Source organism: Pseudomonas fluorescens, assembly GCF_018614775.1.
GTDB classification, from domain to species: domain Bacteria; phylum Pseudomonadota; class Gammaproteobacteria; order Pseudomonadales; family Pseudomonadaceae; genus Aquipseudomonas; species Aquipseudomonas fluorescens_BY.
In genome coordinates this window covers 22,047-40,989 of sequence record NZ_JAGGOF010000073.1, presented here as the reverse complement: position 1 = coordinate 40,989, position 18,943 = coordinate 22,047, and the positions used below count along the sequence as shown (strand labels likewise).

Genomic DNA, 18,943 nt, shown 5'->3' with positions numbered 1-18,943 from the left:
CTATTCCACCGCTTCAACTACCCCCTGATCCTCACCCAGGAACCCGCCACTCTGGTGGTGCCACAACCGCGCATAGGTGCCGTTCCTCGCGAGCAGTTCGGCGTGGGTGCCTTGTTCGATGATGCGTCCGTCATCCATGACAATCAGCCGGTCCATTGCCGCGATTGTCGACAGTCGGTGGGCGATGGCAATCACCGTCTTGCCCTGCATCATTTCATCGAGGCTTTCCTGGATGGCGACCTCGACCTCCGAATCCAGAGCGCTGGTGGCTTCGTCCAGTAACAGGATAGGGGCATTCTTGAGCATCACCCGCGCGATGGCGATGCGTTGGCGCTGGCCGCCGGAGAGCTTGATGCCGCGCTCACCTACCAGGGTGTCATAACCGTTGTGGCCTTGCCGGTCGCTCAACTGGCTGATGAACCCGTCGGCCTGGGCGTCGGCCGCCGCCTGGCGAATCTGCGCATCGGTCGCATCCGGACGTCCGTAGGCGATGTTGTCGCGAATGGAACGGTGCAGCAGGGAAGTGTCCTGGGTCACCATGCCGATGGCGCTGCGCAGGCTGTCCTGGGTGACCTGGGCGATGTTCTGCCCGTCGATGCGAATCTCGCCGCTGTCCACGTCGTAGAAGCGCAGCAGCAGGTTGATCAGCGTGGACTTGCCAGCACCGGAACGGCCCACCAGGCCGATTTTTTCGCCGGCACGAATGTGCAGGCTGAGTCCATCGAGCACCTGGCGTTCACCGCTGTAGTTGAAGCTCACATTGTCGAAGGTCACGGCGCCGCCGGAGGGCACCAGTACGCGGGCGTCCGGCGCGTCCTGCACCTTGGGGCCACGGGTGAGGGTGTCCATGCCATCCTGCACGGTGCCGATGCTTTCGAACAGCGAGGTCATCTGCCACATGATCCAGTGGGACATGCCATTGATACGCAACGCCATGGCGGTGATCGCCGCCACGGCACCCGTGCCGACTTCACCCTGGTGCCAGAGCCACAGGGCATAACCGCCGGCGCCAAGGATCAGTGCCACCACCAGTGCCTGATTGACGATCTCGAATTGGCTGACCAGACGCATCTGGCGAAAGCCCGTTTGTTTGAAATCCTCCATCGCCGCGCGTGCAAAGTGCGCTTCGCGCTTGGAGTGCGAGAACAACTTGACGGTGGTGATGTTGGTGTAGGCGTCCGAGATGCGTCCGGTCATCGACGACCGCGCATGGGCCTGTTCCTGCCCGACTTGCCCCAGGCGCGGCACGAAATACAGCATGGCCAGCCCGAACAGCGCGATCCAGGCAATGAATGGCAGCATCAGTTTCAACGCGAAGCCGCCGGCCAGGGCGATGATCGCAATGAAGTACACCCCGATCCCGGGTGCGATTTCGATGAGGGTAAACAAAACCTCGCGCACGGCCAGCGCCGTCTGCATCACCTTGGTTGTTACCCGGCCGGAGAACTCATCGGAAAAGAACGACAGGCTCTGCCGCAGCATCAGCCGGTGGAAGTCCCAGCGCAGGCGCAGCGGCAGATTGATCGCCAATATCTGGTGCTGCACCATGGTGCGCAGCGCCACCAGGCCAATGCTGGTGACCAGCACGATGCCGATCCCCCACAGCGCACGGCTTTCCTGCCGTTGCGCATCACCACCTGCCTGCCAGGTCGAAAGCAGGTCCACGACTTGCCCGAGAAATGAAAACAACCAGGCTTCATAAACCGACACGGCGGCACTGAGCAGCGCAAAAATGAGGATGTAGCCGCGGGCGCCGCGGGTGCAGGCCCACAGGAATCGTGCCAGGCCAACCGGTGGCGGCGGTGCTTCATCGGGCGGGAAAGGGTCGAGTCTTCGTTCAAACACACGAAGCATTGTGGCCTCCGAAAGGGTCAAGTGGGGCGGGATTGTCCCACGTTACGTTTGCTTTGAGGGGGCTGCGCGCAGAGGGTTCGGCGCAGTCCATGGCTTACCTGCGCAGCCACTCGAATCATAATTGTACAAAAATCTATACATTGGCATATAGTTGTACATTATTTTCCTTTCCGGTGCCTCGCACATGGCAAGCAGAACCTTGGTCCTCGGCATCACCCTGGCCATTCTCATGACCACCACTACGTCAGCCTGGCCAGACTGGCGACCGGCGCTGCCAGCGGCACGCCTGGCCGGCAGCGGCGAATTCACCTGGATCGGCCTGCGTCTTTATACCGCCCGCCTGTGGCAGGTCGGTGCCACGTGGCATTGGCAGGAGCCATTTGCCCTGGAGCTGATTTACCACCGGGCGTTGTCACGAGACGCGCTGGTACAGGCCAGCGTGGATGAAATGCGTCGTCTGGCTGACAAGCCGTTGGCTGAAGAGCGCTTGGAGCGGTGGACACAAGCCATGCGCGAGGCGTTCGTCGATGTGCGTCCAGGCATGCGCATCACCGGGCTGTACCTGCCGGGACAGGGTTGCCGTTTCTATGTCGACGGTCAACTGAGCCTTGAAGTCGCCGACCCGGCCTTCGCTCGCGCATTTTTTGCCATCTGGCTCGACCCCCGTGCCCGTGATCAACAGCTGCGCCAGCGCCTGCTCGGGCAAGTCGGTAACGAAAGAGGAGACTGAACGATGTACAAGGCACTTTTCTTAATGACCTGCCTGTTGCTGGGCAGTTGCGGCAATGTCGGCATAGAACGCTACGTCGACCAGCAGCCGCGCCTGGACCTGGCGGCTTTCTTCTCCCGTCCGGTAGAAGCCTGGGGCATGTTCCAGAAGCGCTCGGGAGAAGTCGTCAAGCGCTTCCATGTCCGTATCGACAGCCGGCGCGAGGGCGAAAGTCTGGTCCTCGACGAGCATTTTCTGTACAGCGACGGTACACGCCAACAGAGAACCTGGACCCTGACCCCGGACGGCCCCGGTCGCTGGCGCGGAACGGCCGGTGACGTGATCGGCGAAGCCAGCGGTGAAGTGGCGGGCAATGCATTGCGCTGGCGCTACCGCCTGGACCTGCCTGTCGACGGTCGGCACTGGGACGTCGATCTGGATGACTGGATGTACCTGATGGACGAGGACACGCTCATCAACCGTTCCAGCATGAGCAAACTGGGGGTGGAGATCGGGCAGATAACCCTGTTCTTCCGCCGCCTGCCGGAGGGCACGCTATGAACCTGAAGCAGTTGACCGAGTGGGCTGCCGTCGGCCAGATCACTGAGCTTGAATTGTTGTCACTTGAGGGAGGCTTTTACGTGCTGCGCGCGTTGACCGCCACCGGTCCCCATACCTTGTGCGATGCGAACGGTGCAGTCGTGTGCCTGCGCTCGACCACCGAACTGCGGCAACTGCTGGTCGATGTGCCTCCCGTGCCCTGCATGCTGGTGCAGCATGTGGTGCACGACGAAATGTGCGGTTTGCGCGACGGCCCCGTTGCCCCATTGCGGGTGCCGTTCACGCTGGCCAGCCAGTGGTAGCGCAGGCCAGGCGCCTGGGACTGGTGCTGGGCGATCAGTTGTCGTTCGACCTGGCGGTCCTGCGGGCCCTGGATCCGGCGCGCGACGTTCTGTTGATGGCTGAGGTGGAGGATGAAGCGCGTTACGTACCGCATCATCCGCAGAAGATCGTGCTGGTATTCAGTGCCATGCGCCATTTCGCCCAGGCCCTGCGCGAACGGGGCTGGCAGGTGCAATACCAGCAACTGGATACCCCGGGCAACAGCGGCAGTATCGCGGCGGAGTTGCGGCGCTGGCAGGCTGCACTGAACGCAGACGAGGTGCATGTCACCGAGTGTGGCGAGTGGCGGTTGGAGCAAGCGTTACGCGAGGCCGGGCTGCCGCTGGTGTGGCATCGCGACACCCGCTTCCTGTGCTCGCGCGAAGCGTTCGCGCGGTGGGCCAAAGGTCGCAAGCAATTACGCATGGAGCACTTCTATCGAGGCATGCGCAAGCGCTGCGGCCTGTTGCTGGAGCCAGACGGTGGCCCGGCCGGGGGCGCCTGGAATTTTGACGGCGACAACCGCAAATCGCTGCCGCGTGGTCTGCGTGGGCCGATCCCCGCGCAATTTACCCGGGACGCGATCACGACGGCGGTCGTGGAGCTGGTACGAACGCGTTTTACCGACCACTACGGCGCAGTCGATACCTTTGACTACCCAGTGACCCACGACGAGGCCCGGCAGCTCTGGGAACATTTTCTAGAGTTTGGCCTGGTAGCGTTCGGCGATTATCAGGATGCGATGGCGGAGGGCGAGCCGTACCTGTTCCATGCACGCATCAGCGCGGCACTGAACATCGGGCTGCTGGATGTGCGCCAGCTGTGCGAGGACGTCGACGCGGCCTGGCGCGAGCGAAAGGTGCCGCTCAACGCCGCCGAAGGCTTCATCCGGCAGCTGATTGGCTGGCGCGAATACGTGCGGGGTGTCTACTGGCTGCGCATGCCCGAATATGCCGGGCTCAATTACCTGGGCAATGTCCGCGCGCTGCCTGAGTTCTACTGGACGGGCCAGACCCGCATGCGCTGCATGGCCCAGGCGATCAAGCAGTCGCTGGCGCTGGGCTACGCCCATCACATTCAGCGACTGATGGTCACCGGCAATTTTGCATTGCTGGCCGGCATCGCGCCGCCTGCAATCTGCGAATGGTATCTGGCCGTCTACATGGACGCCTTCGATTGGGTCGAGTTGCCCAATACCCTGGGCATGGTGATGCATGCCGACGGTGGGTACCTGGGCTCCAAACCCTACTGCGCCAGTGGCCGCTATATCCAGCGCATGTCCGACCATTGCAAGGCGTGCAGCTACAAAGTCGATCGCGCCGTGGAGGACGACGCCTGCCCATTCAATGCGCTGTATTGGCATTTCCTCATCCGTCATCGCCCATTGCTGTCGACGAACCCCCGGCTGTCACTGGTCTACCGCAGCCTGGATGGCATGTCACCGGCCCGGCGCGATGGGGTGTGGCAACGTGGGCAGCGGCTGTTGGCGCGGCTCGATGCCGGGGAGTCGCTATGAAGAAGCAACAGTTGCCCAGCAAAATCTGCGTCGTGTGCGGTCTGCCGTTCACCTGGCGCAAGCGTTGGATACGTTGCTGGGAGCACGTGCGCTACTGTTCCGAGCGTTGCCGCCGCTCAGCGCCAGGCCGCGACCCGCAAGGCCAAGGGCAAGACCAGCGCCCAGACCGGCGCCAATAGCAGGGCCGTGCCGACTTCGCCCATCGGCAAATCAACGCCTGCCAACCCGGCACCTGCCAGATAAGCCGGCGGCCCTCCGAGCATGCCCAGCAACGCCGCCAACCGGTCATCACGCCTTATCCAGGCCAGGCTGTGGCGCAAGCCGCTGGCCAGTACCAGCCAGAGCAATGCCAACCACACAGGCAGCGGCTGTTGGTCGAAGCGGAATACGCCCACTGCACCGAGCAGGCTATCGAGCAGGCACCCCCCAAGTGTCACGCGCAACAGGGCACGCACTTCAGCGCCGGGCTGCGGGCAACGCCATAGATGCGCGGCCAGGCCTACCGGCACGATCAGCAACATCCAGGGACGGTGGGCTCCCAACACACATGCCCACCAGCCGACCTGCAACCACAGGGCGTTGCCGAGCATCCATCCGCGCGCCATTTTCAGCTGCCCGGTAACGGCGCCCGACGAGCCTGCGGCGTCGCCCAGAGCAACTGCGCCACACCAATGGCGCGCTCCTCGAAGCCGCCCTGGCAATAGCACAGATAAAACTCCCAGAGTCGCTGGAACGTCTCGTCATAGCCAAGCTCCGTCAGGGTCGCGCGTGCTTGACGCAGGTTGTCATGCCAATGGCGCAGGGTACGTGCGTAGTCCAGGCCGAAGTCCTCCAGGTGCACCAGGTTCAGCGCGGTCTGGCGGCTGGCCGTTTCGAGCATCACGCTGAGCGACGGCAGCGCGCCGCCGGGGAAAATGTAGCGCTGGATGAAGTCCACCGAGTTGCGCGCCTGGGCGTAGCGCTGGTCACGAATGGTGATGGCCTGCAACAGCATCAGGCCGCCGTCCTTGAGCAACGCCTCGCATCGGCGGAAATAGGTGGGCAGGTAACGATGTCCGACGGCCTCGATCATCTCGATCGATACCAGTTTGTCGAAACGCCCGCGCAGGTCACGGTAATCCTCGCGCAATACCGTGATGCGCTGCTCCAGGCCCAATGCCTTCACCCGTTGGCAGGTATACGCGTACTGCGCTTCGGAAAGCGTCGTGGTGGTGACACGGCAGCCGTGGCGAGTAGCGGCATGAATGGCCAGGCTGCCCCAACCGCTGCCTATTTCCAGGAGATGTTCGTCGGGCTTGAGCTCAAGCTTCTGGCAAATGCGCTCGAGCTTGTTCAACTGAGCCTGTTCCAGGGTCTGTTCGGCACTGTCGAATTGGGCGGCGGAGTACATCATCGTCGGGTCGAGCAACTGCTCGAACAAGACGTTGCCCAAGTCGTAATGGGCAAGAATATTGCGTCGCGCCCCTCGTCGGTTATTACGGTTGAGCCGATGCAACAAGCGCAGGCTCGGACGGCCGAATCGCGCCAGCCCGCCCTCCATGGCGTCCAGCACCTCCAGGTTGGCAACGAACAGGCGAGTGACGAGCGCCAGGTCGGGGCTGCGCCAGTAGCCGTGGATGTACGCTTCCCCTGCGCCAATCGACCCATTACCGGCGATCAGGCTCCAGGCCTCGTCATCGAGAATCTCCACCTCGGCCTGCAATGCACTGGCAGGGTCGCCGAATCGCCATTGCTGCCCCATGCAGAGCAGCCGTAAATGGCCCTGGCTCAGCCGGCCTAACTGAGCGAGAACGGCGTTCCTGGCCAGGCCGCCAATGAAGAACGTGATACCTGCCGATTTGCTAACGCTCAGGGTGGGATTGGACATGTTCGGGGTCCTCGCTGGTTTGGCCGAGTACCAGGCTGCCCTGGCTGGTCGTGTGGTTGTGAATAGGGACTCGCTTGAGTAACAGGCGCAGGGCCTGCCAATAGATGGCCGAGACGGTGCGCAGACTCATCCAGGGGAAGGCGAGGATGTGTCGGTTCAGGCTGGCGCGATCGAGCGGCCGGCGTTGCAGTGCAAGATCGGCCTCGAACACTTTTTCGTCCGAGCGCCAGTTCTCCATGTGGATACGTACGTGCTCCCCATCGAGGCGCAAACGCAGGCGGTAATCCATGTCCATGGGCATGAACGGTGAGACATGAAAAGCCTTGGCCATCGCGAACGACGTTGCCAGGCCATCCTGCACGGGCAGTACATAGTGGAAGCGTTCGCGCCACGGTGTGTTGCGCACCTCCAGCAGAATCGCTTCCAACTGGGCGTCGAGGGCATGGCAAAAGTAGAAACTCACCGGATTGAACGACAATCCCCAACAGCGTGGCTGGGTGAGTAAATGCACGGCGCCCTCGGGGCTATGGCCAGTGGCCTGGCCCACCAGCAGGCGCGCGGCCTGGGCCAGGGGCACCCCGTCACGGGTCAGGCCCGGCAAATAATCGGTTTCGCGCCAGCTCAAGGGCGCAAAACGCGACGGCCCCAGCCAGCAGGAAAGGCTTGTCAGCCAGGGCAGCTCGTCCAGATCCAGGTAGAACATGCCGATCCGGTAACGGAACGCATGATGCCGCGGCGTCATACGACGGTGGCTGACCCAGCCCTGGCACAGGCTGCTGTTCACAGGCGCTCTCCAAAGTGCTCGGCCACCTTCAGCGCGCTGAGCACGCCGTCCTCATGAAAGCCGTTGCCCCAGTAGGCCCCGCAGTAGTAGCTGTTTTGCCTGCCCTGTAGGCTGTCGTGACGGGACTGTGCGGCAACGGCGGAGATGCTGAATTGGGGATGGGCGTAATCGAAGCGGGCGAGGATCTGCGCGGGATCGACCTGCGCCGTCTGATTGAGGCTCACACAGAAGGTAACCGGCGCTTCGATCGCCTGGAGGATGTTCATGTTGTAGGTCAAGGCGGCGGGGGCTTGCTCAAGGCCGCCCAGGCGGTAGTTCCAGCTGGCCCAGGCTTTGCGCCGGCGCGGCAGCAGGCGAGTGTCGGTGTGCAGGACTACCTCGTTACTGGCGTAGGTGATGGCGCCCAGCACCCGGCGTTCGTCCATGCTGGGCTTTGCCAGCAAGGCCAGGGCCTGGTTGCTGTGGCAGGCGAACACAACGCTGTCGAAGCGCTCGATGCCCGCCGCGCTGATGAGGGTGACGCCGCCGTCGTCACGCTCGACCCTCCTGACCGGGCAGTACAAGCGGATGCGCTCGGCAAAGGGACGGCACAATGGCGAGACATAGCTGCGCGATCCACCCTCGATCACCCGCCACTGTGGACGCTGATTAACCGATAACAGGCCATGATTGCGGCAGAAGCGCACGAAGAATTGCAAGGGGAAAGCGAGCATGTCGGCCAGTGACATCGACCAGATCGCCGAACCCATTGGCACGACGTAGTGCTCGATGAAACGCTGCCCGTAGCCGTGGGTCCTGAGGTAGGTACCGAGGGTGGTTTCACTGTCGATACGCCCGTTGTCCAGGTCGGTCAGCACCTCGCGATTGAAGCGCAGGATGTCGCGCAGCATGCCCCAGAAACCAGGGGACAGCAGGTTGCGGCGCTGGGCGAACAACGTGTCCAGGGTGTGGCCGTTGTATTCGAAATCGATGCGCGGATCATGCACCGAAAAGCTCATCTGAGTGGGGCGCGAGGCGACCTTGAGGTGGTCGAGCAGGCGGATGAAATTCGGGTAGGTCCAGTCGTTGAAGACGATGAATCCGGTATCTACCGCGTACTGCTGGCCTTGCCATTGCACGTCGACGGTATGGGTGTGGCCGCCGATCCAATCGGCGGCTTCAAATACCGTGACCTCGTGCCGGCGCGACAGCAGGTGGGCGACGGTCAGGCCTGCAATGCCTGAGCCGATGATGGCGATGCGCATGATGACTAGTCCTTTGGGGCACGGGCCAGGCGCTGGCCCAGCTTCAGTCGCCAACTCGCCGGCAGGGCGCCGAGCAGGCGCAGGCCCAGTGTGAATGCGGCGGGGAAGTTGATTTCCAGCGGGCGTCGCGGCAGGCGCGCGATGATATGGGCGGCGGCGCGCTCGGCTGTCCACCTCTGGGGCATCGGGAAATCGTTGCGGCGGGTCAACGGCGTGTCGACGAAACCCGGGTTGACCAATGTGACTGCGATACCGTCATTGATCAGGTCGATGCGAAGCGACTCCACCAGGTAGCGCACCGCCGCCTTGGATGCGCCATAGGCGCCCGCCCGAGGCAGTGACAGCCAGGTGACCGAACTGCCGGTGACGACCAGATGCGGGTGCTCACCACGACTCAGCAAGGGCAGGGCCTCCGCAAGGCAGTGGCTTACACCCAGCAGGTTGGTACGAACCACGCGTTCGACCAAGGCCGGGTCGAAGTGCCCGGGTTCGAGGTACTCGCATGTCCCGGCGTTGAGGATCACCAGGTCCAGGGCGCCCCAGGCCTGCTCGATTTGTGCGCCGATCAAAGCGACCTGTTCAGGGACATCGACGTCGCCGACAGCTGCCAATACCTGGCCCGGATACCGTTCTATCAAGTGCGACAGGCTATTCGCTCGCCGGGTACCCAAAGCGACCTGGTGCCCTTGCTCGAGCAATTGGATGGCAAGCGCCGCGCCGATACCGCTGCTTGCACCTGTCAGCCAGCAGCGACTCATACCAGCCTGCCTTTGAGCCAGCGGACTGCGCCGCTCATGACCGGTATGTGCTCGTAGAGCAGCGCACCGGCATCAAAGTAGTCCTGGTGGAAATGAACCCGCTCTTGCCACCTCAGGAAACTGCAGCCTTGCAGGCTGATCAGTCGGCCTTTGCCAAGCCGTGGGTGGCGGAACGCCAGGGACCAGCGCAGATAGCCTTGGCCCGGCTGAACTTCATCCGCGCCGGCAAAGGTGTAGCGGACGTCTTGTGCGTTGGCGTAAAGCCCGGTGAAGTAGGCGCGAAGCGCTGGGAGGCCATCAATCTGATGCAGCGGATCACGGAATGCCACGTCATCGCTGTACAGTTTTTCAAGGGTGTCGAGGTTCTGCCCATCCAGGCTGGCGAAGCGCTCGGCGAAAAGCTCAAGATAAGTGGACATGCAGGGCTCCCCAAAATTCTGTACAAAAAACGAAAGCCGTACAGATATAGGAAGAGCTTAAACCCAAAATTGTACAAGTCAATAAACTTGTACAGGTTTTTACAAATCAATCGTCGTCCGATGTGAGTTGTCGCCGCAAATCGGCGACCTCTGCCTCCAGTTCGCGGACCCGCTGCTCGGCGCAAACCTGGGCGGTGACGTCGCGCTGGATGCCGATGTAGTAAGTCAGCTGGTCCGTGTCGTTGTGCACGGGCGTGATCGACAGCTCATTCCAGAACGGGCTGCCATCCTTGCGATAGTTGCGCAGCACCTGGCAACAAGGTCGCCCGTCGCGAATCGCCTCGCGGATGGCCGCGACACCTGGCTGGTCGTGGTCCTGGCCCTGGAGGAAGCGGCAATCCTGATAAAGGATGTCGTCAGTCGTGTACCCGGTCAGACGGGTGAAGGCCGGGTTGGTGTAGATGAGGATGCTGTCGCTGCCTTCCTGCTCGGCGACAACGATGCCATCGTTGGAGCTCTCGACCATCAGTTGCAAGAGTTTTGCGTCGATCATGTGGCCCACTCACATAACGTGTCCGATAGGTGCAGCGTAGTTCTTTGGATGCAAAGGCTAAGGTGCGGTTGCCGGTATCATGACGCAAGAACGATCGCCGAAGAAGATCGGTATGGGTTTAGAATGTGCGACCACCCTGACGATCACCTGCGATGACCGACGCGACCTCCACCGATTTGCTGCCCATGCGTGATGTCGTCAACCTGACCGGCATAAACCCCGTGACCCTGCGCGCCTGGGAACGTCGTCATGGCTTGATCCGCCCGCAGCGTACCGAAGGCGGACATCGGCTATACACGGCACAGGATGTCGAGCGCATACGAGACATCCTGCGCTTGACCGGCGGTGGGCTGCTGATCAGCAAGGTGGGCGAGGTGCTCGCGCGCCAGCCCGAAGAGGTTGCTCGCCCAACCGCGCTGCTGGACGACTCCCTTGAACATTGGCGCACTGCCGTACTGCGCGCAACGAAGGCATTCGACCGGCAGGCACTGGAAGGCATTCACGGACAACTTTTTACCGTGTACCCCAAGGTCACCGTATTGCTCGATGTGCTAATCCCGGTCTGGCGCAGCCTGTCATTGGGCAACGCTTTCGGCCAGCGTAGCCAATGGCTGTTCCTCGATGCTTTTCTGCGAGCGCGCTTACTCTTGCGTTTGCAACTGAACCAGCCTGATGCGCCTTGCGTGTTATTGGCTGGCACGGCAAGCAGCACTGAGTTTGAGCTACTGGCTAACGGCGTGTTGCTCAGTGGTGAACGTCGGCGTATTGAGGTGCTGGGCTGCGGGCAACCGCTCGAGGAGCTGCGCCTGCTCTGCGCAACCCTCCGTCCGGCCGCCTTGGTGCTGGATGTGCCGGGGGGCGTGGACGCGGCACTTGCCAAGCGGTTGCGTTCCCTGCAGATGGAGATCAGCTGCCCGCTGGCACTGATGGGAAGCGACCTGGCCGATTCGCGCGCCGTTCTGAAGGATATCCCGCTGGCGCTGCTGGATGGGCGCAGCGTTGATGCCGGGTTGAAGCTGGAGGCGTTGCTCAGGGGCGCCTTGGAGCTTTGACGCCAAGGCGAGTGAAGCGTTTTAACTGTCCGATCCTCGAAGACATTTTGATTAGGCTCCAGGACAGTATTTTCAGGTCGATAAAGCGTGTTTTTGTTCTACCGGCGGCCGGTGACAAAACAGGTGCTACTGGACTGCATATACAACATCGAGAAAAAATCGGTATCCGTCCGACCAACACACCTTCCTGACCCCCGACGCCAAAGGCGATGGTGTCCAACATTTCGGGGTCAGATCAATTTAAGTGGACACCATTTTTAGCCTTTTAAGCGGGTCTTTTTCATGCAGCCACAACGCCGCTCCTGCTCCAAATCCTTCAAAGCCCAGGTCATTCACGAATGCGCCCAGCCGGGCGCCTCAATTGCCAATGTCGCGCTGAACCATAGCCTCAACGCGAACCTCGTCCATAAATGGATTCGCGTGCAAACGCAGAAAACCATGGCGCTGCAACCTGCTTTCATTCCACTGCCCTTGCCAGTCGGAGCAAGTTCGCGAGCCACCTCACCGACGATCAGCCTCGAAATCCCACACCCTCGTGGCATCGTCAAGGTGAACTGGCCGGCCGAGAACGCGGCTGCCTGCGCAACTTTCCTGCGAGACCTGTTGCGATGATTCGCATCGACGCCATCTGGCTCGCCACCGAGCCCATGGACATGCGCGCCGGTACCGAAACCGCCTTGGCCTGGGTGATTGATGTGTTCGGTGCGGCGAAGCCGCACTGCGCTTATCTGTGCGCCGATCGCCGCGCCACTCGGGAAACGGGCGGCGGCGATCATGAGTCTCATCCAGTCGGCGCGGCTGAATGGGCATGATCCGTACGCCTACTTGAAGGACGTTCTCACGCGACTGCCAACGCAGCGGGCAAGTGAAATTGCGGAGTTACTGCCGCATAGGTGGCGGCCGGCTTAGTTACGCAAGGCGTGATGCCCGGACGCATACGTTAAAACTGGAAATCAAGTGATAAGACACAGAGTCAGGGGATTAAGTCGCTTGTTAGGGCTGAGCGTTAATTCTATAATTTTGGGAATTAACTGGCACAAAATGGGCTAGGTACACGCTATGTTGGATTTAAGCTTCAGCAAGCCGAGCGAGGTCGTCAAGCGCCTCTGCGATCGCTTGCGCACAGAGCGCTTGGCGCTGGATATGACACAAGCCGACTTGGCCGGTCGTGCCGGCATCGGCACAAATACAGTGTCCAACCTTGAAGCCGGGCGCAATGTCGGATTCGAGAACGTCGTTCGGGTGGCGATGGCTCTTGGCCGAACCAAGGAGCTGGAAGGCCTGTTCCTGCCAAAGCTGGACAGCATCGAGGATATTCGACGCTACGAAAACAGCGCCAATCGTCTCCGTACAAAGAGGAAGTCCGGCAATGCTTGAGCAGGTGAACGTCTTCTACGAGGGATGGGGTGAGCGATGGCAATGGGGCACGCTGGTTTCCACGACTGCCCTGACCGGTCGCCCGCTGATCGTGTTCGAGTACAGCAATGAAGCCAGGCAAAGGGGCTTGGAACTGTCCTCCTACACGCTGCCGTTGGAGGGGGCTCAATTACGCCGAGATTTTCCAGACCACCAACTGTACTTGCCAGGGCCTGTTTACGACTCCTTACCGGACGGGTGGGGCATGTTGCTGATGGACCGTATGTTCAGGCGCCGCGGGCTCACCACGGCGCGCATCGGCTCACTGGAACGGCTGGCCTACATCGGTTGCAATGCGATGGGAGCCATGACGTTTGAGCCTGTGGCACCAGAAGGGCAGGAGTCTGAAGTCCATATCCCGCTGGAGCAGCTTGCCGGCGAAGTGCAGGAAGTACTCCATGGAGACGGTGGCGAGTTCCTGCAGACGTTGCTGCTGGTGGGCGGCTCGCCTCAAGGTGCGAGGCCTAAGGCCCTCGTCTATCGCGATCCAGAAACTGGCCGTTTTACCACTGCCGTGACGGCGGGTTTTGAAGCTTGGTTGGTCAAGTTCCCGGCGAAAGAAGAGCATTCAGAGGTGTGTGCTATCGAAATGGTCTACGCCGAATGCCTGCGCATGTGCGGTATCGAGACCCCTGACACGCAGTACTTCAGTCTGCCTGATGGGTTGGCGGCGTTTGCCAGTAAGCGATTTGACCGTCGCGAAGGTCGGCGCGTACCCATGCAAAGCCTCGCGGCCTTCACGGGGGCAAATTACCGGTCTCCAGGGGTGTTGGACTACGTCAACTTCTTGCGGGCAACACAGATGTGTACCAACGACGTGCGAGAGATGGCGGTGGCCTTCGAACGTGCCGTCTTCAATGTAACGTTCAACAACAGAGACGATCATCCCAAGAACTTTGCCTACATCATGTCGCAAGACGGTCAGTGGAAATTGTCGCCGGCTTACGACGTGACCTTCTGCGAGGGGCCAAGTGGATATCATCAGATGGATGTGATGGGGGAAGCCTTGTCGATTTCTCGCACGCAAATGCTTCGGCTTGCCGAGGAAGCCGAGGTGCCGCCGGACGTTGCCGGCAGAATGATTGAAGGCATTTGCGATGTGGCGAGCCGGTTTGCAAGCATCGCCGAAAACCTATACCCAGAGGTTATTACTCGAGACACCTTGCGCACTATCCAAGGCCGTATCGATCAGAACGTAGCTCGGTTACACCGCGGTCATGCGGGCAGCGGTCGGCGTTGAAGATCGGGAGGACCGGGCGCTCGCGCCGGGTGTGTGGCTACCGTTCTCCGCGCTCGACGGCGGTTTCGGAGCAGCAGCGTATGACTTTTCGAAAAGGTGGATGTTGAACCTCAGCCTGGGGGCATCCTTTTCAAACCATCCAAAGCATGCCCTCAGATGTGCCCCCAATGTAGCAATCCACTGAAAGTGAATAGATCTCCATGGTTTGTGGAAAGGCAAAAGTGATCAAATGAACAGTTTGCCCGACAACGCCTAAAGACTCTCAGGGTCGCCAAAAAACATCTGAATCCGCGAACGCAACCAACGCTCCCCGGGATCATTGTCCTGGGACCCGCGCCAGGCCATGTGTAGCTCGAAGCTGCGTACCGGGATGGGCGGGTCTTCGGCGCGCACGCCGCCGGCGGCGGTCAGTGCGTCGGCGGTGTAGTCGGGCACGGTGGCGACGATGTCGGTGCCTGCCAGCAGCGTGCTCAAGCCGTTGAACTGCGGCACGGCCAGCACCACGTGGCGCTTGCGGTCGAGCTTTTCCAGTTCTTCATCGATAAAGCCGCTCAGGTCGCCGGCGAAGGACACCAATGCATGGGGACGGGCGCAGAACTCGTCCAGGGTCAAGCGTCCCGGCGCGGTATCGGCCCGTAGCACCTTGGGCATGCTGCGCCGCAAGACCTTGCGCTTGGCGTTGGCCGGGAGGTCGTCGGTGTAGCTGACACCGATGGAGATTTCACCGGACGCCAGCAAACCTGGCATCAGGATGTAGTTGACCCGACGCACCACCAGCACGATGCCCGGGGCTTCGGCGCGCAGGCGCTTGAGCAGCATCGGTAGCAGGGCGAATTCGGCATCGTCCGACAGGCCGATGCGAAACACCGACGTGCTGGTGGCGGGGTCGAATTCCGCCGCGCGGCTGACCGCCGTGGAAATCGAGTCCAGGGCCGGGGAGAGCAGGGCGAAGATCTCCACCGCCCGGGCCGAAGGCTCCATGCTGCGGCCGGTGCGCACGAACAGCGGATCATCGAACAAGCTGCGCAGGCGCGACAACGCGGCGCTGATGGCCGGTTGGCCGAGGAACAATTTCTCGGCCGCGCGGGTCACACTGCGTTCGTGCATCAATGTTTCGAACACGATCAACAGGTTGAGGTCGACACGCCGCAGGTCATTACGATTCATCTGGGGTCCTGGCAGAATTCGGTAAGCTTGACGTGAGCGGCCATATGGCAACAATGGCCGGCATGAATCTTACGGGGAAAGGCTGGTACTCTGCACTGGCTAATTCCGGTTCCTGGGGATAAAACCTGCGAACCGTTCACTTTCTTGCTGCGGAATCAATGACAGGCATGTCGACTATTAATAGCCACTGATGGTCTTGGGTACAAAGCCCGGATAGAGTTCATGGCATTAGAGGTTACTTTGACGAGGTTTGCGATGTCCCGCACGATCCGTTTTCACAAGTTTGGTGGTGCCGAGGTGCTCAAGTTCGAAGAGCATGCGGCGGCTCTTCCTGCGCCAGGAGAAGTGCAGGTCCGTGTCGAAGCGATCGGCATCAGTTGGTACGACATCCTGTGGCGCCAGAACCTGGCGTCCTCCCAGGCACGTTTGCCTTCGGGCCTGGGCAGCGAAATGGCGGGTGTGGTCACGGCCGTCGGTGACGGTGTCGACGACCTGGTCGTGGGTGACAAGGTCGCCAGCTTTCCTGCCGAGAGCCCGAACGATTATCCGGTGTACGGTGAGGTCATCGTGCTGCCACGCACCGCGCTGACCCGTTACCCTGACGTGCTCAGCCCGATCGAGGCGGCTGTGCATTACACGCCGTTGCTGATCGCGTACTTCGCCTATATGGACCTGGCGCGGGTCAAGCCGGGACAGTTTGCCCTGGTCACCGATGCCAGCCACTGCGCCGGACCTTCTTTCGTGCAACTGGGCAAAGCCCTGGGTGTGCGGGTGATCGCGGCCACCAAGACAGCGGACGAGCGTGAATACCTGTTGTCCCTGGGTGCGGAAAAGGTCATTGTCACCGAGGAGCAGGATTTGCTCATGCAAATCAACAAGCTCACCGACAACCGAGGCGTCGATGTGGTGTTCGACGGCCTTGGCGGGCCGCAGATGTCGCTCCTGGGGGATGTGTTGGCCCCCCGTGGCAGCCTGGTGCTGTATGGCTTGCAGGGCGGTAACCAGACACCGTTCCCGGCTTGCGCAGCGTTCCAGAAAAACATCCAGTTCTTCGTACACTGCATCGGTAATTTCACCGGCAAGCCGGAACTGGGTATCGTCCAAGACCAAGTGGCTTTGCAGCGCGCATTGCGTGATATCAACCAACTGACCGCCGACCGCGTGCTGTTGCCCCTCAAGACTCGGGTGTTTCCGTTCGCCGAGTTTGTCGAAGCTCATCGCTACATGGGCGAATGCCCTTGCCGCGAACGTGTTGCCCTTCAGGTGGTCAACCCCGCCTGATACCTGCCTTGCGCAAGAGTCATTGTCCCGGACTCTTGCGCTGCCTGCGGCCCGAACGTTTGTTTTTCCTCCCCGCCACACGCATGCCTGGGCTGCGGTCACGGTCGGCGTTATCGCGTAGCTTGGCCCGGTCCGCCCTCTCGAATCTGTTTGCCTCTGCCATATCTGAACTGGTTTTTGCCCTTAATCTGTATCTTCCAATCATTATTTAAGTCCTGATAATTGAACGCTTGTTTCCGTCTCAAGGAAGAAGTCGTGTCGCGGTATAACTTTTTCGAAGATGTTCGTCCTTCAAAGCACGGTCAGGGTGCATCGAGCGTTACTTGGTGTCGGGTTATTTGTCGACTGCGGAGAAAGCAGGGTGTGGTAGAACGCCATTTCAAGTTCGGCATGTTCTCTATTTCTTGTACTCATTGTCTGTGGGACGTTGTCGGAAATCTCCTAGGACCTTCTGAAAATTCGGCTAGGCCCAGCGTCCACGCGGCTCCCAGGGCAGGCTCGAAGGAGGCGGATCGATTCCGGCGCGTATGTATCAAATAATTACGACAAGCAAAGTTTGAACGTACGGCTAATACTCTCTGCAGCGCTATAAAAATCTCTTCAGATCAATACGTCGCCCGGCCATACGGGTGCGGATGCGACGCCGACAGTTGAATTTCCAGGTAAATGGCTATGAGTGCAATCCATGAGCAAGCAATGACTCACGTGTATCAACAAGTATTGCAACGGTTGTTGGGTTTTTATTCCCGGGCAGAACGTACCGCATTGCAGCTGCTGATCCAGCGTTTAATTGTCGCCGCCGGAGGCATCGATCGGATTGGCGATTATCGGGTATTGACGGTGCAGAACGGCAGCCGGGACGGCTTTTACGCCCTGACGGCGTTACGGGCCGCGCAGTTGAGCATCGCGGGCAGGCATCCGGTGACGTTCTCCTTGCGCGTGGCCACGCCGCGTCAGAGCCAGACCAGCCAGGCCACCCTGGAAAACATTCACCGCTGCTACAGCGCGCTGTTTGTCTATGACGACCCACGCGTCGAGTTGCTGATGGCCGACAACCGCGAAGTGATGCCGTTCAACCACTTGCATGTCCTGTCGTTGGCGGGGCATGAAGCCAATCGCATGGACATGCTGGTACTGGGGCATATTCGCCTGGCTGACAACCTGTTGGAGGTAGGGGACGAAGGTTACCTGGCAATGGCAGAGTTCTATCGCTACATGGCGCGCTGGCAATCGGGGGTGGATTCGTGGGTCAGCATTGATACACCGCGCCAGCAGAGACACTTCATGTCGGGCCTTCGACGCGCGGCTCGCAAGGTTGGCCTGGTCACTGACAGTGGAAGCAGCTTCGACAGCCTGTTTGCACAGTTGGACGCACTTGGCGGCGAGCTCTATGGGCAGATCTATGAGCCGCAACACCTCGGTAAGTGGCAACCGGAAGGCCATTTCGAGGCGTGCCGGCCAGTGAGCCACATCGGCATCGATGACCTGACCGTCGACCGTCTGGAGGGCACCAACTGGCCGCTTTTCAACGAGTTCCTGCGAGTGCAGACAGAAAGTCTCATTCCCTCGGCGCCCGAAAACGACTTCCTCAGCCCCCTGTTATCGGCCCATTTGCATGGCTTGCAGGCGTGCTACCTGCATGGGCGCAGCTACGAAGCAGGTTATGGAGATTATGCGCAGCGGGCGGTCATGCTCATGCATCGCAAGCAAATGCCGATATACGCCTGCGAGCAGGCGCAGGCCATGTTCGGCTCACCTTCATCGGTCCCTCAACGCCGTGCCCAGGCCGCCATTGAGGCGCAAAAGTCCCTGGGGCTCGGCGAAACGCAACTGGTGTGCATGCTGTTTGCGCCCTTCGTGCAAAAAGGCGCCGGCCTGGAGCATTTCCTGCGCTGCTGCCACCCCGGCATGCTGATAGGAATGCCGGACCTGCACAGGGCGATGCAGGGCATGGTCGTTGCCGATCAGGTCACTCAATGGATGGTCGATGTCAGCGGCTTGCCCCTCGACATCATCAGCAAGCTCTATCAGACAAGCATTGCGCAGCTGGAAAAAACGGACGCTTCGCCCGCAAACGAGCTGCAACAGATCCTTGACGGAGCCGACACCGCAGACGCCGGGCAGGACGCGGATGATCTGTGCGAACGCTCGGCAAGGCATTGAGGATCGGGGTTTGACGGATTCATCTACTCCTTGTCCGG

21 protein-coding genes and 1 pseudogene are annotated in these 18,943 nt (G+C 60.8%); 13 read left to right on the top strand and 9 right to left on the bottom strand.

The window, feature by feature from the left end:
* Positions 1-1,854, bottom strand: coding sequence for an ABC transporter ATP-binding protein (locus J7E36_RS18870; RefSeq protein WP_215006125.1), 1,854 nt, complete (start codon positions 1,852-1,854; stop codon positions 1-3).
* A 184-nt stretch (positions 1,855-2,038) separates the two neighbouring features.
* On the opposite strand from J7E36_RS18870, the gene J7E36_RS18865 reads away from it, so the two are divergent.
* From J7E36_RS18865 to J7E36_RS18845, 5 genes are read left to right on the top strand one after another with little or no spacing between them, the layout of a single operon-like run.
* Complete coding sequence (locus J7E36_RS18865) at positions 2,039-2,584, top strand: chalcone isomerase family protein (protein ID WP_215006122.1); 546 nt, start codon at positions 2,039-2,041, stop codon at positions 2,582-2,584.
* Between the two features lie 3 nt (positions 2,585-2,587).
* Positions 2,588-3,124, top strand: coding sequence for a DUF3833 domain-containing protein (locus tag J7E36_RS18860; protein ID WP_215006119.1), 537 nt, complete (start codon positions 2,588-2,590; stop codon positions 3,122-3,124).
* Positions 3,121-3,426 carry a DUF6482 family protein gene (locus tag J7E36_RS18855; RefSeq protein WP_215006115.1) on the top strand — a complete coding sequence of 102 codons (306 nt, stop codon included), beginning with the start codon at positions 3,121-3,123 and terminating at the stop codon, positions 3,424-3,426. Before J7E36_RS18860 ends, J7E36_RS18855 begins: the two co-directional genes overlap by 4 nt.
* On the top strand, positions 3,420-4,961 hold the full coding sequence (locus tag J7E36_RS18850; RefSeq protein ID WP_215006112.1) for a cryptochrome/photolyase family protein: 1,542 nt from the start codon (positions 3,420-3,422) through the stop codon (positions 4,959-4,961). Before J7E36_RS18855 ends, J7E36_RS18850 begins: the two co-directional genes overlap by 7 nt.
* Positions 4,958-5,140 carry a DUF2256 domain-containing protein gene (locus J7E36_RS18845; protein WP_215006109.1) on the top strand — a complete coding sequence of 61 codons (183 nt, stop codon included), beginning with the start codon at positions 4,958-4,960 and terminating at the stop codon, positions 5,138-5,140. The genes J7E36_RS18850 and J7E36_RS18845 overlap by 4 nt, the downstream gene beginning before the upstream one ends.
* Here J7E36_RS18845 and J7E36_RS18840 read toward each other — a convergent pair.
* From J7E36_RS18840 to J7E36_RS18810, 7 genes are all read right to left on the bottom strand, one after another.
* Positions 5,078-5,566 (bottom strand): DUF2878 domain-containing protein, encoded by a 489-nt coding sequence (locus J7E36_RS18840; protein WP_215006106.1) that lies wholly within the window; start codon positions 5,564-5,566, stop codon positions 5,078-5,080. The genes J7E36_RS18845 and J7E36_RS18840 overlap by 63 nt on opposite strands.
* Before the next feature lie 2 nt (positions 5,567-5,568).
* On the bottom strand, positions 5,569-6,828 hold the full coding sequence (locus tag J7E36_RS18835) for an SAM-dependent methyltransferase (protein ID WP_215006105.1): 1,260 nt from the start codon (positions 6,826-6,828) through the stop codon (positions 5,569-5,571).
* A complete protein-coding gene (locus J7E36_RS18830; RefSeq protein ID WP_215006102.1) occupies positions 6,803-7,612 on the bottom strand; it encodes a DUF1365 domain-containing protein in 810 nt (269 codons plus the stop codon). The genes J7E36_RS18835 and J7E36_RS18830 overlap by 26 nt, the downstream gene beginning before the upstream one ends.
* Positions 7,609-8,856: an NAD(P)/FAD-dependent oxidoreductase gene (locus J7E36_RS18825; protein ID WP_215006099.1), complete on the bottom strand. Its 1,248-nt coding sequence runs from the start codon at positions 8,854-8,856 to the stop codon at positions 7,609-7,611. The genes J7E36_RS18830 and J7E36_RS18825 overlap by 4 nt, the downstream gene beginning before the upstream one ends.
* Positions 8,857-8,861: 5 nt before the next feature.
* Positions 8,862-9,614 carry an SDR family NAD(P)-dependent oxidoreductase gene (locus J7E36_RS18820; protein ID WP_215006096.1) on the bottom strand — a complete coding sequence of 251 codons (753 nt, stop codon included), beginning with the start codon at positions 9,612-9,614 and terminating at the stop codon, positions 8,862-8,864.
* Positions 9,611-10,033 (bottom strand): nuclear transport factor 2 family protein, encoded by a 423-nt coding sequence (locus J7E36_RS18815; protein ID WP_215006093.1) that lies wholly within the window; start codon positions 10,031-10,033, stop codon positions 9,611-9,613. Before J7E36_RS18815 ends, J7E36_RS18820 begins: the two co-directional genes overlap by 4 nt.
* Positions 10,034-10,139: 106 nt before the next feature.
* Positions 10,140-10,586, bottom strand: a complete 447-nt coding sequence (locus tag J7E36_RS18810; RefSeq protein ID WP_215006090.1) for a PAS domain-containing protein — start codon at positions 10,584-10,586, stop codon at positions 10,140-10,142.
* A gap of 152 nt (positions 10,587-10,738) precedes the next feature.
* Here J7E36_RS18810 and J7E36_RS18805 point away from each other — a divergent pair, with 152 nt between their 5' ends.
* The 6 genes and pseudogenes from J7E36_RS18805 (at position 10,739) to J7E36_RS18780 (ending at position 14,294) form a co-directional block, all read left to right on the top strand.
* Positions 10,739-11,638 carry a MerR family transcriptional regulator gene (locus tag J7E36_RS18805; protein ID WP_215006087.1) on the top strand — a complete coding sequence of 300 codons (900 nt, stop codon included), beginning with the start codon at positions 10,739-10,741 and terminating at the stop codon, positions 11,636-11,638.
* Between the two features lie 282 nt (positions 11,639-11,920).
* On the top strand, positions 11,921-12,250 hold the full coding sequence (gene tnpA, locus J7E36_RS25430; RefSeq protein ID WP_215006084.1) for an IS66-like element accessory protein TnpA: 330 nt from the start codon (positions 11,921-11,923) through the stop codon (positions 12,248-12,250).
* Entirely contained in the window at positions 12,247-12,450 is a 204-nt protein-coding gene (locus J7E36_RS18795) for a hypothetical protein (RefSeq protein ID WP_215006205.1), read from the top strand. The genes tnpA and J7E36_RS18795 overlap by 4 nt, the downstream gene beginning before the upstream one ends.
* Positions 12,392-12,547: pseudogene (locus J7E36_RS18790) on the top strand (transposase domain-containing protein); the annotation flags it as partial. The gene J7E36_RS18795 and the pseudogene J7E36_RS18790, both read left to right, overlap by 59 nt.
* A gap of 150 nt (positions 12,548-12,697) precedes the next feature.
* Positions 12,698-13,015: a helix-turn-helix domain-containing protein gene (locus J7E36_RS18785; RefSeq protein ID WP_008053646.1), complete on the top strand. Its 318-nt coding sequence runs from the start codon at positions 12,698-12,700 to the stop codon at positions 13,013-13,015.
* On the top strand, positions 13,008-14,294 hold the full coding sequence (locus J7E36_RS18780) for a type II toxin-antitoxin system HipA family toxin (RefSeq protein ID WP_215006081.1): 1,287 nt from the start codon (positions 13,008-13,010) through the stop codon (positions 14,292-14,294). The genes J7E36_RS18785 and J7E36_RS18780 overlap by 8 nt, the downstream gene beginning before the upstream one ends.
* Before the next feature lie 252 nt (positions 14,295-14,546).
* Here J7E36_RS18780 and J7E36_RS18775 read toward each other — a convergent pair whose 3' ends face one another.
* Positions 14,547-15,461, bottom strand: coding sequence for a LysR family transcriptional regulator (locus J7E36_RS18775; RefSeq protein WP_231286519.1), 915 nt, complete (start codon positions 15,459-15,461; stop codon positions 14,547-14,549).
* Positions 15,462-15,716: 255 nt separating this feature from the next.
* On the opposite strand from J7E36_RS18775, the gene J7E36_RS18770 reads away from it, so the two are divergent.
* Both J7E36_RS18770 and J7E36_RS18765 read left to right on the top strand, forming a co-directional pair.
* Positions 15,717-16,742, top strand: coding sequence for a zinc-dependent alcohol dehydrogenase family protein (locus J7E36_RS18770; RefSeq protein ID WP_215006078.1), 1,026 nt, complete (start codon positions 15,717-15,719; stop codon positions 16,740-16,742).
* A 672-nt stretch (positions 16,743-17,414) separates the two neighbouring features.
* Positions 17,415-18,905, top strand: coding sequence for a hypothetical protein (locus tag J7E36_RS18765; protein ID WP_215006075.1), 1,491 nt, complete (start codon positions 17,415-17,417; stop codon positions 18,903-18,905).
* The last annotated feature ends 38 nt before the right edge of the window (positions 18,906-18,943 follow it).

What these genes read in the sequence shown, in the direction of transcription:
- J7E36_RS18870 (WP_215006125.1), bottom strand. Translation starts at nt 1,854, where the DNA reads ATGCTTCGTGTGTTTGAACGAAGACTCGACCCTTTCCCGCCCGATGAA.
- J7E36_RS18865 (WP_215006122.1), top strand. Translation starts at nt 2,039, where the DNA reads ATGGCAAGCAGAACCTTGGTCCTCGGCATCACCCTGGCCATTCTCATG.
- J7E36_RS18860 (WP_215006119.1), top strand. Translation starts at nt 2,588, where the DNA reads ATGTACAAGGCACTTTTCTTAATGACCTGCCTGTTGCTGGGCAGTTGC.
- J7E36_RS18855 (WP_215006115.1), top strand. Translation starts at nt 3,121, where the DNA reads ATGAACCTGAAGCAGTTGACCGAGTGGGCTGCCGTCGGCCAGATCACT.
- J7E36_RS18845 (WP_215006109.1), top strand. Translation starts at nt 4,958, where the DNA reads ATGAAGAAGCAACAGTTGCCCAGCAAAATCTGCGTCGTGTGCGGTCTG.
- J7E36_RS18840 (WP_215006106.1), bottom strand. Translation starts at nt 5,566, where the DNA reads ATGGCGCGCGGATGGATGCTCGGCAACGCCCTGTGGTTGCAGGTCGGC.
- J7E36_RS18835 (WP_215006105.1), bottom strand. Translation starts at nt 6,828, where the DNA reads ATGTCCAATCCCACCCTGAGCGTTAGCAAATCGGCAGGTATCACGTTC.
- J7E36_RS18825 (WP_215006099.1), bottom strand. Translation starts at nt 8,856, where the DNA reads ATGCGCATCGCCATCATCGGCTCAGGCATTGCAGGCCTGACCGTCGCC.
- J7E36_RS18820 (WP_215006096.1), bottom strand. Translation starts at nt 9,614, where the DNA reads ATGAGTCGCTGCTGGCTGACAGGTGCAAGCAGCGGTATCGGCGCGGCG.
- J7E36_RS18815 (WP_215006093.1), bottom strand. Translation starts at nt 10,033, where the DNA reads ATGTCCACTTATCTTGAGCTTTTCGCCGAGCGCTTCGCCAGCCTGGAT.
- J7E36_RS18810 (WP_215006090.1), bottom strand. Translation starts at nt 10,586, where the DNA reads ATGATCGACGCAAAACTCTTGCAACTGATGGTCGAGAGCTCCAACGAT.
- J7E36_RS18805 (WP_215006087.1), top strand. Translation starts at nt 10,739, where the DNA reads ATGACCGACGCGACCTCCACCGATTTGCTGCCCATGCGTGATGTCGTC.
- tnpA (WP_215006084.1), top strand. Translation starts at nt 11,921, where the DNA reads ATGCAGCCACAACGCCGCTCCTGCTCCAAATCCTTCAAAGCCCAGGTC.
- J7E36_RS18795 (WP_215006205.1), top strand. Translation starts at nt 12,247, where the DNA reads ATGATTCGCATCGACGCCATCTGGCTCGCCACCGAGCCCATGGACATG.
- J7E36_RS18785 (WP_008053646.1), top strand. Translation starts at nt 12,698, where the DNA reads ATGTTGGATTTAAGCTTCAGCAAGCCGAGCGAGGTCGTCAAGCGCCTC.
- J7E36_RS18780 (WP_215006081.1), top strand. Translation starts at nt 13,008, where the DNA reads ATGCTTGAGCAGGTGAACGTCTTCTACGAGGGATGGGGTGAGCGATGG.
- J7E36_RS18775 (WP_231286519.1), bottom strand. Translation starts at nt 15,461, where the DNA reads ATGAATCGTAATGACCTGCGGCGTGTCGACCTCAACCTGTTGATCGTG.
- J7E36_RS18770 (WP_215006078.1), top strand. Translation starts at nt 15,717, where the DNA reads ATGTCCCGCACGATCCGTTTTCACAAGTTTGGTGGTGCCGAGGTGCTC.
- J7E36_RS18765 (WP_215006075.1), top strand. Translation starts at nt 17,415, where the DNA reads ATGAGTGCAATCCATGAGCAAGCAATGACTCACGTGTATCAACAAGTA.